Source organism: Enhydrobacter sp. (genome assembly GCF_030246845.1).
Taxonomy (GTDB): domain Bacteria; phylum Pseudomonadota; class Alphaproteobacteria; order Reyranellales; family Reyranellaceae; genus Reyranella.
The window spans coordinates 4,903,772-4,914,755 of the sequence record NZ_CP126889.1; the positions used below are offsets into that span (position 1 = coordinate 4,903,772).

Annotated in this window: 12 protein-coding genes; 1 reads left to right on the plus strand and 11 read right to left on the minus strand. The window is 66.3% G+C overall.

Annotated elements, in window-relative coordinates; all coding sequences use genetic code 11:
* The first annotated feature begins 24 nt into the window (after positions 1–24).
* Positions 25–225 carry a hypothetical protein gene (locus tag OJF58_RS24405; protein WP_300780469.1) on the plus strand — a complete coding sequence of 67 codons (201 nt, stop codon included), beginning with the start codon at positions 25–27 and terminating at the stop codon, positions 223–225.
* Between the two features lie 58 nt (positions 226–283).
* Here OJF58_RS24405 and gloA read toward each other — a convergent pair whose 3' ends face one another.
* From gloA to rpsB, 11 genes are all read right to left on the minus strand, one after another.
* Positions 284–691: a lactoylglutathione lyase gene (gloA, locus tag OJF58_RS24410; RefSeq protein ID WP_300780470.1), complete on the minus strand. Its 408-nt coding sequence runs from the start codon at positions 689–691 to the stop codon at positions 284–286.
* 12 nt (positions 692–703) lie between these two features.
* Positions 704–1,186, minus strand: coding sequence for a 3-hydroxyacyl-ACP dehydratase FabZ (gene fabZ, locus OJF58_RS24415; RefSeq protein ID WP_300780471.1), 483 nt, complete (start codon positions 1,184–1,186; stop codon positions 704–706).
* Between the two features lie 17 nt (positions 1,187–1,203).
* Positions 1,204–3,492 (minus strand): outer membrane protein assembly factor BamA, encoded by a 2,289-nt coding sequence (gene bamA / locus OJF58_RS24420; RefSeq protein ID WP_300780472.1) that lies wholly within the window; start codon positions 3,490–3,492, stop codon positions 1,204–1,206.
* 140 nt (positions 3,493–3,632) lie between these two features.
* The gene (gene rseP, locus OJF58_RS24425) at positions 3,633–5,021 is read right to left on the minus strand and encodes an RIP metalloprotease RseP (protein WP_300780473.1); all 1,389 of its coding nucleotides are present in this window, start codon (positions 5,019–5,021) and stop codon (positions 3,633–3,635) included.
* 30 nt (positions 5,022–5,051) lie between these two features.
* Positions 5,052–6,260, minus strand: a complete 1,209-nt coding sequence (gene dxr, locus OJF58_RS24430) for a 1-deoxy-D-xylulose-5-phosphate reductoisomerase (RefSeq protein ID WP_300780474.1) — start codon at positions 6,258–6,260, stop codon at positions 5,052–5,054.
* Positions 6,251–6,946, minus strand: coding sequence for a phosphatidate cytidylyltransferase (locus tag OJF58_RS24435; protein ID WP_300780475.1), 696 nt, complete (start codon positions 6,944–6,946; stop codon positions 6,251–6,253). The genes dxr and OJF58_RS24435 overlap by 10 nt, the downstream gene beginning before the upstream one ends.
* Positions 6,927–7,667, minus strand: a complete 741-nt coding sequence (locus tag OJF58_RS24440; RefSeq protein ID WP_300780476.1) for an isoprenyl transferase — start codon at positions 7,665–7,667, stop codon at positions 6,927–6,929. The genes OJF58_RS24435 and OJF58_RS24440 overlap by 20 nt, the downstream gene beginning before the upstream one ends.
* Positions 7,667–8,221 carry a ribosome recycling factor gene (gene frr, locus OJF58_RS24445; protein ID WP_300780477.1) on the minus strand — a complete coding sequence of 185 codons (555 nt, stop codon included), beginning with the start codon at positions 8,219–8,221 and terminating at the stop codon, positions 7,667–7,669. Before frr ends, OJF58_RS24440 begins: the two co-directional genes overlap by 1 nt.
* Positions 8,222–8,223: 2 nt before the next feature.
* Positions 8,224–8,949 (minus strand): UMP kinase, encoded by a 726-nt coding sequence (pyrH, locus tag OJF58_RS24450; protein ID WP_300780478.1) that lies wholly within the window; start codon positions 8,947–8,949, stop codon positions 8,224–8,226.
* A gap of 65 nt (positions 8,950–9,014) precedes the next feature.
* On the minus strand, positions 9,015–9,941 hold the full coding sequence (gene tsf, locus OJF58_RS24455) for a translation elongation factor Ts (RefSeq protein WP_300780479.1): 927 nt from the start codon (positions 9,939–9,941) through the stop codon (positions 9,015–9,017).
* A gap of 72 nt (positions 9,942–10,013) precedes the next feature.
* Complete coding sequence (gene rpsB / locus OJF58_RS24460; protein WP_300780480.1) at positions 10,014–10,820, minus strand: 30S ribosomal protein S2; 807 nt, start codon at positions 10,818–10,820, stop codon at positions 10,014–10,016.
* Between the last annotated feature and the right edge of the window lie 164 nt (positions 10,821–10,984).

The window sequence follows — 10,984 nt, forward strand, 5'->3', positions numbered from 1 at the left end:
CCGGCCGGCGGAAAGGGAGTGACGATGGCGAGATCGATCCATGGATCGCGCCGGACCACGACCTGGGCGGTCGCCCAGAAGCCGAGGCCGATGCCGCGCGTCGTGCGGCTCGGCCGTGCGGCCAACGACAACGTGCGCCGGGCAAGTCTCGGGGCACGGCTGCTCGTCGTGGTGATCGCCTCAGCGCTGGCGGCGATCGCACTCTACGACTGGCGCCTGCTCTGACTCGTTCATCGGGGGCACGCCACCCGGGCGGCGTCGCGCCCTCGAGCCTGCCTTCGGTCTACTTCCGCTCGATCAGCTCGATCTTGTAGCCGTCGGGATCCTCGACGAAGGCGATCACGGTGGTGCCGAACTTCACCGGGCCCGGCGCACGTGTGACCCTGCCGCCGGCCTTTGTGACCTGCTCGCACATGCCGTGGACATCCGGCACGCCGACGGCGAGGTGGCCGAAGCCGGTGCCGATCTCGTAGGGCTTCTCCTGGTCCCAGTTGTAGGTGAGCTCGACCACGCAATGGTCCTTCTCGTCCCCGTAGCCGACGAAGGCGAGCGTGTACTTGCCTTCCGGCACCTCGCGCTTGCGCAGCACCTTCATGCCCATCGGGCCGGTATAGAAGGCGAGCGACTTTTCGAGATCCTTCACGCGGATCATCGTGTGCAGCATGCGGTAGTTGGCGGCTGTATCGGGCATGGCCTTTTCCCCTCACCGGTCGCGGATCATCGCCGCAAAGGTCGCCTCGGCCGCCACCTTGCCTTCGACGATCGCCTTGCCGGCGAACTTCCAGACGTTGGCGCGGCTCTGCACCTTCGTGACATGGAGCTCGAGACGGTCGCCCGGCACGACCGGCCGGCGAAAGCGCACCCCGTCGATCGACATGAAATAGACGAGCTTGCCCTCCGAATGAGAACCGAAGGTGGAGACGACCAGGACCGCTGCGGTCTGCGCCATCGCCTCGACGATCAGCACGCCGGGCATCACCGGTTCCGAGGGGAAATGGCCCTGGAAGAACGGCTCGTTGATGCTGACGTTCTTGATACCGACAGCGCGCGCGTCGAGATGCATGTCGACCACACGATCCACCATCAGCATAGGATAGCGGTGCGGGATCATCTGCAGGATCCGCCTGATATCGACCGCCGTGGCGGTCGTGGTCGCGATGCTGGTCTTGTCGGTCTGCATGTTCATGACAGCGCCGCTCCCGATCAGAACCGGGTCCCGAAGCTGAAGCGGATATTCTGGAGCTTGTCGTAAGGCTGATAAACGAGCGGGAACGTGTAGTCTATACGGATCGGCCCGAAGGGCGACAGCCATTGCAGGCCGATGCCCGTGCCGACCCGCATGAGTTGGTCGTCGAGGATGTTGGCGCCCGCCTGCGGGACCGCCCCCCACAGCGATCCGACATCGACGAACGCCTTGCCGACAATGCCGATTTCCTTGGGTAGCCCGAGCGGGAAGCTCAACTCCCCTATGCCGGTGTAATAGTACTGGCCGCCCAGCGAGTCGCTGGTGTTGCCGTCGCGCGGGCCGATGCCGCCCACCGCCCAGCCGGGCAGCGAGTCGCCGCCGATGAAGAAGCGGTTGGTGAGGCGCAGGTTGCTGTTGTTGAAGGGCGCGATATAGCCCACCGACCCGCTGATCGAGGCGACGAAGTCCTCGACGATCTGCTGGTAGAAGGTCGCATCGGCCGTAGTGCGGAAGTAGTAGTTGTCGCCGATCAGGCCGGCGACCGCGATCGTGTGACGGATCAGCCATCCCTTGGTCGGATTCAGCCGCTGGTCACGGGTGTCCCAGGACAGGGTCTCGGAAATTTCCGACGTCAGAGACTCGCCGGCCTGGGACTGCACGACCGGCGACGCGAACGGCTGAACATTGTAGATGTTCGTGTCGCGCAACGTATAGCGGACCGTCTGGCTGGTGTGCTCGGTGTAGGCCCAGCCGGCGCGCAGCGCGAAGCCGAGGCTGGAGTCGCTGTACGATGCGATGGCCTGCCGGTTGTTGGTCGTCCGGAAGATGTCGAAGCCGGCAGCCAGAGGGCGATCGAGGAAGTAGGGCTCGGTGAAGCTCAGATCGATCAGGGTGCTGAGAGTGCCGAGCGACAGGCCGAGCCGGAGGTCCTGTCCCTTGCCGAGCAGATTGCGCTCGCGGATCGAGATATCGCCCAGGATGCCGCCCACGGACGAGTAGCCGGCGCCGAACGAGATCTCGCCCGTGCTCTGCTCCACCACCTGGACCTGCAGGTCGGTCTTGTCCGGCGTCGAGCCCGGCACGGCCGAAACGTCGACCTTCTCGAAAAAGCCGAGATTCTTGAGGCGCTGCTCGCTGCGCCGCACCTTGGCGGTCGAGAAGGCGTCGCCCTCGGCCAGGCGGAACTCGCGCCGGATCACCTTGTCGAGCGTTCGCGTATTGCCCGAGATGTCGATCCGCTCGACATAGACCCGCGGTCCTTCCTGGATGTTGAAGGTGATGTCGATCGTGTGCGTCTCGCGGTTGCGCCGGATGTTGGGTCGCACATCGACAAAGGCGTAGCCGAGCGACCCCACGGCGTCCGACAGCGCCGTCACGGTCTTGTCGACCTCGTTGGCGTCGTACCAGTCGCCCTCGCTCATGGTCAGGTAGCTCTTGAGCGTGTCGACGTCGAGGCCCTGGAACCGGGTGCTGATATCGACCTTGCCCAGCTTGTAACGCTCGCCTTCATGGATCGTGAAGGTCAGGAAAAAGCCGTCGCGCGTCGGCGACAGCTCGGCAACCGCCGACTCGACGCGGAAATCTGCGTAGCCCTCGGACAGGTAGAACTTGCGCAGGAGCTCGCGGTCGAGATTGAGGCGATCGGGATCGAAGCGGTCGTCCGACGACAGGAAGCGCCACCATGCGCTCTCCACGGTCCGGATGTGACCCCGCAGCGTCCCGTCGCTGAAATGCTCGTTGCCGATGAAGGTGATCCGCTTGATGCCGGTGACGTTGCCTTCGTTGATCTCGAACACGAGATCGACGCGGCCCTGCTCGAGCTTGATGATCTTGGGTTCGATGACCGCATTGTAGCGGCCGCTGCGGCGGTAGATCGAGAGCAGGCGCTCGACGTCGGCCCGCACCCGCGCCTGGGTGAAGACCTGGCGCGGCTTGGAGCGAATCTCGTCCCGCAGCTTGTCGTCCTCGATCTTGTGGTTTCCCTCGAAAGCGACGCGGTTGATGATGGGGTTTTCCGTGACCTTCACCACCAGGGTCGAGCCCTGCATGTCGATCGCCACGTCCGAGAACAGACCCGTCGAGAACAACGCCTTCAGCGACCGATCGGCGGCCGCCGGATCGTAGGCCTCCCCTTCCTTGAGCTGCAGATAGGAGCGGATCGTCTCGGGCTCGGCACGCACGTTGCCCTGAATCTGCACCGCCGTGATCTTGGTCCCGGCGCCGGTCGCGCGCTGGGCCTGGGCAGGGGCGCTGAATGCGAGAAGCGCAGCAACGGCCAGAGCGGCCCAACGATAGATCAAACTCACCCCTGGCACCTTCAGGACCTGCCGATGGCCACGTTCCGGACCGGGGTTTCATAAACCGGCAACAAGGCGTTAGCCACCCCTTTCGTTCCCCAAGTGCGTGCGCCGCCGGTGGGGCCGTCCTCTTCCACCATCGTGTCAGATCACCGCAGCACGTACTTGATGGCGTTGACGTCGTTGAACGTTGCCACCAGCGCGATGCCGATGATCAGCGCGAACCCGATCTTGAGGCTGAGCTCCTGCGCCTTGAGGCTGAGGGGGCGGCCGCGGATGCCTTCGTAGGCATACATCGCCAGATGGCCGCCATCGAGCATCGGCACAGGCAGGAGATTGAACACGCCCAGCACGACCGAGAGCCCGATGACGAGGTTGAGGATGCCGAACCAGCCGGCGTACGAGGCCTCGCCCGCCGCCTTGGCAATGCGGATCGGACCGCCGAGCTCGTCGACAGGCCGCGCACCGGTCACGATCTGGGCCATCGAGGTGTAGAACATCGTCGTCATGTTCCACACGTGCTGGACACCGGCCCACGCTGCCCCCAGCACATCGTGATTGCGGAACTCGGTCACGTTTGCAGCACGAATGCGCATGCGCCCGACCGTGTGCGTGGCGCCCGAGCAATCCGTCACCTGATCGGGCTGCGGAACGATGGTCGTCTCGTGGATTTGGCCGGCGCGTTCGTACTTGACCGCGAGAGGCTGGCCGGCCCGATCGCCGATCAGGTCGGGAATTCTCGAGAAGTACTCGACCGGCTTTCCGTCGATGGACAGCAGCAGGTCGCCGACCTTGAGCCCTGCGGCCTGGGCCGGGCTGTCGGTCGTGAAGCCGCCCACCACCGGCCGAATGAGCTCGTCGATGCCGAGATCGCCGTACCGGACCGTGTTGTGATAGCGATCCGTGCGTTCGCAGTACCGCGGAATGATCTCGCCATGCCGCAGTGTGTTGCCGCGCCGATACTCGACCGACATCGGGCGGGCAAGGTAGAGGAATTGCGCCTGCTGAATCTCCTCGAAGCGATCCACCGACCGGCCGTCGAGGCGCACGATCTCGTCTCCGCTGCGCAAACCCGCCTTCGCGGCGGGACCGTCGGGTTGCACGGCCACGACGGGCGGCGAGTAAGGTTCACCCGCGACATAGAAAACGCCCGTCAGCAACACCACCGCGAAGAGGAGGTTGGCCAGCGGACCGCCCAGCACGACCGCCGCCCGCGCATAGAGCGGCTGGCTGAAGAACGCATGCCGCCTCTGATCGGCCGACAGCGCTTCGTCCGACGGCAGCGCGCTGCTGCCGTCGCTGTCGCCCAGGAACTTCACGAACCCTCCCAGGGGGATCAGCGAGATCTTCCAGCGCGTGCCGCGGCGATCGGTCCAGCCGATCAGCTCGGGCCCGAAGCCGATCGAGAACACTTCGGCATGGATGCCGAAGCGGCGGGCGACCCAGTAGTGACCGAACTCGTGAACGAACACGAGTAGCGTCAGCACCAGGATGAAGTACGGCAGGTAGGTCGTGAACAGGCTGACGACTGCGTGCATGACTCACTAGACCATAAATCTCTTTCTTCCTCAATTAGTTAGGCTGTGACCTTTGACGGCCTCTCCAGCCCGGCGGCGCGCCTCCCGGTCGGCGGCGTGGACCTGCTGGAGCGATTCGACAGGTCCCGCCAGACCCGTCGTGGCAGTGAGCACGTCCTCGACAATCCGGGCGATATCGAGAAATCCGATCCGCCGGGCCAGGAAGGCCGCAACCGCCACCTCGTTGGCCGCATTCAACACGATCGGTGCAAATCCGCCCAGCGCCAGCGCCTCGCGCGCCAGACGTAGTGAAGGAAAGCGGCTGGAATCGGGCCGCTCGAAGGTGAGCGGCGAGAGGCTGGCAAAATCGAGCCGCGCCGCCGGCCCGTCGATCCGCGCCGGCCAGCCCAGGGCATGGCTGATGGGCACGCGCATGTCGGGCGTGCCAAGCTGGGCCAGCACCGACCCGTCGCGGTAGGCGACCATCGAGTGGATCACCGACTGCCGATGGACGACGATCTCGATCTGCTCGGGCGGCAGCCCGAAGAGCAGGTTGGCTTCGATGAACTCGAGCCCCTTGTTCATCATGGTTGCCGAATCGATCGAGATCTTGGCCCCCATGTCCCAGTTGGGATGGGCCAGGGCCTGCTCGGGGGTCGCGGTCGCCATCTCCGCCAGCGACCAGTCGCGGAACGGCCCCCCCGAGGCGGTGAGCACCAGCCGGTCGACGGCGTCGCGCTGGCCCGGCTCGAAGACCTGGAAGATCGCATTGTGCTCCGAGTCGACCGGCAGCAACACGCCGCCCGACTGCTCGACTGCGTCCATCAGGAGCCGGCCGGCGCAAACCAACGCCTCCTTGTTGGCGAGCGCCACCATGGCGCCGCGGCGGGCGGCGACCAGTGTCGATTCGAGGCCGGCAAAGCCGACGACGGCGGCCATCACCCAGTCGGCCGGCCGCGACGCCGCCTCGACCACCGCTTCCGGCCCGGCCGCCGCCTCGGTCGTTGTGCCCGCAAGGGCCTCCTTGAGCGCCCGGTAGCGCTGCGGATTCGCCACCACGGCGAGCCTGGCACGCAGCCGTCGTGCCTGCTCGGCCAGCGCCTCGACGGAGTTGCCGGCGACCAGAGCTTCGACGTCGTAGCTTTCGGGAGTGCGGTCGACGAGGTCGGCGGTGCTCTGGCCGACAGAGCCGGTCGAGCCGATGATGGTGATACTGCGCGGTCTTTCGCGCGACGGCGCCGTCCAGCGCATCATGCCCATGGCCAAGCTCCTCCAGCGATCAAGCGGGCCAATCCGACGACGACCAGAGCCGCGATCAGGCCATCGATACGGTCGAGCAGCCCGCCATGGCCGGGTATCACATGGCCGCTGTCCTTCAATCCAGCGCGCCGCTTGGCCATCGATTCGAGGAGATCGCCCGCCTGGGCGACGATGGCGACACCGGCACCGGCCAAGGCCAGCGTAACGGTATCGCCCTGATCGAACGCAAGCCCGCACGCGGCGCTCGCGACGGCCGAGAGACAGATGCCGCCGACAAGGCCCGACCAAGTCTTGCCGGGACTGATGGCTGGCGCAAGTCGTGCTCCCCCGGCGAGGCTGCCGACAAAGTAGGCGCCGATATCCGTCGCCCAGACGCAGGCGACGATCCAGAGCACGGTCTCGCGGCCGAGATCCGGCTGATGGCGCAGCCACAGCAGCGCGACGATCGCCGCCAGACCATAGAGGATCGCCAAGCCGCGGGCCACCGGCCGTCCCGGCGTGAGACGGATCCATTCGCCCAACATGATCGGCGCGGCAATCGCCGCCATCAGGTCGACCCAGGGAAAGCCGAACCAGATTGCCGCGAGGCAGAGCGGGGCGAGAATCGCGGCCGACACGACGCGCGACAACAGCCCGCGGAAATGCCGTGGCGGCGCTGCCGGGGCATTAGCTGCCGACGCCGCCATAGCGCCGTTCCCGCCGCCGGAACTCGGCGACCGCCTCCTCGAGATGGCCCTTCTCGAAATCGGGCCAGAGCGTGTCCACGAACACCAGCTCGGCGTAGGCACACTGCCACAGCAGGAAATTGCTGATCCGCTGCTCGCCGCTGGTACGGATCAGGAGGTCCGGATCGGGCACGCCGGCGGTGAGGAGCTCCCGCTCGAACTGCCGTTCGTCGATCTGGTCGGCTTCGATCTGGCCCGCCGCCACCTTGCGGGCGAGGCTTCGGGCCGCCCGCAGAATCTCGTCGCGTGCGCCATAGTTGATGCAGATGTTGACGTCGATGCGGGTATTCGAGCGTGTCCTCGTCTCGGCCTCGACGATGTCGCGCACGATGTCGGACGCCAGCCGGTCGCGGTCGCCGATGACGCGCAGCCGTGCGCCGTTGCGCGCCAGCTCGTCGAGCTCGTGTCGCAGATAGTGGCGCAGCAGGCCCATCAGGTCGCTGACCTCGGCCTCCGGTCGTGTCCAGTTCTCGGTCGAGAAGGCGAACAGCGTCAGGACGGGGATGCCGAGCTCCGCCGCTCCACGGATCACGCGCCGCACGGCATCGGCGCCGCGGCGGTGCCCTGCGACCCTGGGCAGGCCGCGCGCCTTCGCCCACCGGCCGTTGCCATCCATGATGATGGCGACGTGGTGTGGTCCCGGCGTGGTGCCGGCATTGGCGGGCAGCGAGGCGGTGGGCATCAGACCGTCTTGATCTCCTTTTCCTTGTGGGCCAGCGTCTCGTCGACGAGCTTGACATACCGGTCCGTGAGCTTCTGCACCTCGTCGGCCCGCTGCCGGTGCTCGTCCTGCGATATCTTGTGATCCTTTTCCGCCTTCTTGAGGGCATCCATGCCATCACGCCGCACGTTGCGCACGGCCACCCTTCCCTGCTCGGCGTATTTGTGCGCAAGCTTCGCAAGCTCGTTGCGCCGCTCGGCGGTGAGTTCCGGGATCGGGACGCGGATCATCTGCCCGTCCGGCGCGGGATTGAGGCCTAGGCCCGCCTCGCGGATCGCCTTGGCGGTGGAGACGACCAGGCCCTTGTCCCAGACATTCACGGTGAGCAGGCGCGGCTCGGGCGCGCTCACGGTGCCGACCTGATTGAGCGGCATGCGCTGGCCGTAGGCCTCGACCATGACCGGATCGAGCAGGTTGACCGACGCCCGCCCTGTACGCAGGCCCGCGAACTCCTTCTTCAGGGACTCCACGGCGGTCTGCATGCGTTTTTCGAGTTCCTTGAGGTCTGTGCTCATGTTCAGCCCTCGTCCTTGATGACGGTGAAAGTGCCCTGCCCCGCCATCGTCTCGGCAAAGGCGCCGGGCTTGTGGATATCGAACACGATAATCGGAATCCGGTTCTCGCGCGCAAGCGCGATCGCCGAGGCATCCATCACCTGCAGGTCGCGCGACAGCACGTCCATGTAGGTGAGCGCATCGTAGCGCTTGGCGCTCTTGTCCTTGCGGGGGTCAGCGGAGTAGACGCCGTCGACCTGGGTGCCCTTCAGCATCGCGTCCACGCTCATCTCCGCCGCGCGCAGGGCGGCCGCCGTATCGGTCGTGAAGAAGGGGTTGCCGGTGCCGGCCGCGAAGATCACCACCCGGCCCTTGTCCATGTGCCGGGCGGCGCGCCGGCGGATATAGGGTTCGCAAACCGTCGTCATGGGAATAGCCGACTGTACACGCGTCTGCAGCCCCTTGCGCTCCAGCGCGCTCTGCATGGCCAGCGAATTGATGACCGTAGCCAGCATGCCCATGTAGTCGCCGCTCGCCCGATCCATGCCGGATGCCGCCGCCGACACGCCGCGGAAGATGTTGCCTCCGCCGATGACCAGACAGACCTGCACGCCCATGTCGTGCACCGTCTTGATCTCCTGGGCGACCATGCCGACCATCACCGGGTCGAGGCCGTATTCCCGATCCCCCATGAGCCCCTCGCCGGAGAGCTTCAGCAGGACGCGACGGTAGCGAGGAGCCGGCGGCATTCAGGCCTCAGTGGAGTTCTTGGGCGGCGCGGGCACCCTCCCGCGCGCCGGGGGTTTTATCAATACTACTTCTTGAGCTGAGCAGCCACCTCAGCCGCAAAATCTTCCGATTTCTTCTCGATTCCCTCGCCGAGTGCGAAACGCAGGAAGCCGGCGATACGGACCGGCGCGCCGACCTGCTTGGCGGCATCGTCGACCACTTTCGACACCTTGGTCTTGCCATCCATGACGAAGGCCTGCTCGAGCAGCACGACCTCCTGATGGAACTTGCGCAGGCCGCCTTCCACCATCCTGGCGACGATGTCGGCGGCCTTGCCGCTCTGCCCCGCCTTCTCGGCCAGCACCGCCCGCTCGCGCTCGATCGCTGCCTTGTCGAGGTCGGCGACGGTCAGCGACTGAGGACTGGCCGCTGCGACATGCATGGCGAGCTGCTTGGCAAGCGGCGCCAGCTTCGACTTGTCGCCCGACGATTCGAGCGCGACCAGCACGCCGATCTTGCCAAGATCCGGCGCCACCGCGTTGTGGGTATAGGCGGCCACGACGCCGTCCGACGCCGAGAGCGCGGCGGCACGGCGGAGCGACATGTTCTCGCCGATGGTGGCGATCAGGTTGGTAAGCTCGGCCTGCACGTCGCGCCCCGTGCCGGGAAAGGGCGCCGCCGCCACCTTGGCGATGTCGCCACCCTGCTCCAGGGCGATCCTGGTGACGGCGCTCACGAACTTCTGGAACTGCTCGTTGCGGCCGACGAAGTCGGTCTCGGCGTTCACCTCGATCAGGGCGCCGCGGGCGCCGTCGGCCACGACGCCGACCAGCCCTTCGGCAGCGACCCGGCCGGCCTTCTTGGAGGCTGCCGACAGTCCCTTGGTGCGCAGCCAGTCGACTGCCTTCTCCAGGTCGCCCTGGACCTCGTTCAGCGCCTTCTTGCAGTCCATCATGCCGGCGCCGGTCTTCTCGCGCAGTTCCTTGACGAGCGATGCGGTGATCTCAGCCATCTTCAAGCTCCATTGGGTGCGACGAGGGCCGGTCTCGCGACCGGCCCCGCAATTCTTCCGTCAGAGGGGCCGCTATTCGGCCGGCGATGCCTCCGCCGCACCCTCGCCCTCGGCCGAAGGCGCGCCGGCGGCGGGGACCTCGTCGCCCGAAGGCTCGGCAAGCTCGCCGATATCGCCGCCCGAGGCCGCGATCTCGGCCCGGATGCCGTCGAGCACGGCGCTCGACATCAGGTCGCAGTAGAGCGACACGGCGCGGATCGCGTCGTCGTTGCCCGGGATCGGGAAATCGATGCCGTCGGGATCGGAGTTGCTGTCGAGGATGGCGGCAATCGGGATGCCGCGCTTGCGCGCCTCCTGGACCGCGATCGCCTCCTTGTTGGTGTCGATGATGAACAGCATGTCCGGCGTACCGCCCATCTCCTTGATGCCGCCCAGCGACCGCTCGAGCTTGTCGCGCTCGCGCGTGAGGTCGAGCTGCTCCTTCTTGGTGAGGCCCACGACGTCGCCCTTGAGGCGCTCGTCGAGCTCGCGCAGACGCTTGATCGAGGCGGAGATGGTCTGCCAGTTGGTAATCATGCCGCCCAGCCAGCGATGGTTCACGTAGTACTGGCCGCAGCGCCGCGCCGCCTCGGCGACGCGATCAGCGGCCGCCGCCTTGGTGCCGACGAACAGCACGCGGCCGCCATTGGCCACCACCTGGCGTATCTGCTCCAATGCCTGCTCCAGGAGCGGCACGGTCTTGGTGAGGTCGATGATGTGGACCCCGTTGCGCACGCCGAACAGGTACGGCTTCATCTTGGGGTTCCAGCGCCGGGTGTGATGGCCGAAATGGACACCCGCTTCCAGCAACTGACGCATCGTGAAGGTCGGCATCGCCATGCCGTTTCTCCTTTTCCGGTTGAGCCTCCGCGGGCGCCGTCCCTGTTCGGGACACCGGAGCGAGCGGCGGGATATCTCCCCGTCGACCGCAAACCCGCGTGCGAAGTGGCGCGTTTCTAAGGGGGAACGTCCCGGAATGCAAGGTCGACGGTCGGATCGGCCAG

Bases quoted from the DNA above. Each gene is read 5' to 3' on its own strand.
- rseP (WP_300780473.1), bottom strand. From the start codon at position 5,021: ATGCACGCAGTCGTCAGCCTGTTCACGACCTACCTGCCGTACTTCATC.
- gloA (WP_300780470.1), bottom strand. From the start codon at position 691: ATGCCCGATACAGCCGCCAACTACCGCATGCTGCACACGATGATCCGC.
- OJF58_RS24440 (WP_300780476.1), bottom strand. From the start codon at position 7,667: ATGCCCACCGCCTCGCTGCCCGCCAATGCCGGCACCACGCCGGGACCA.
- frr (WP_300780477.1), bottom strand. From the start codon at position 8,221: ATGAGCACAGACCTCAAGGAACTCGAAAAACGCATGCAGACCGCCGTG.
- fabZ (WP_300780471.1), bottom strand. From the start codon at position 1,186: ATGAACATGCAGACCGACAAGACCAGCATCGCGACCACGACCGCCACG.
- pyrH (WP_300780478.1), bottom strand. From the start codon at position 8,949: ATGCCGCCGGCTCCTCGCTACCGTCGCGTCCTGCTGAAGCTCTCCGGC.
- dxr (WP_300780474.1), bottom strand. From the start codon at position 6,260: ATGGGCATGATGCGCTGGACGGCGCCGTCGCGCGAAAGACCGCGCAGT.
- OJF58_RS24405 (WP_300780469.1), top strand. From the start codon at position 25: ATGGCGAGATCGATCCATGGATCGCGCCGGACCACGACCTGGGCGGTC.
- tsf (WP_300780479.1), bottom strand. From the start codon at position 9,941: ATGGCTGAGATCACCGCATCGCTCGTCAAGGAACTGCGCGAGAAGACC.
- rpsB (WP_300780480.1), bottom strand. From the start codon at position 10,820: ATGGCGATGCCGACCTTCACGATGCGTCAGTTGCTGGAAGCGGGTGTC.
- OJF58_RS24435 (WP_300780475.1), bottom strand. From the start codon at position 6,946: ATGGCGGCGTCGGCAGCTAATGCCCCGGCAGCGCCGCCACGGCATTTC.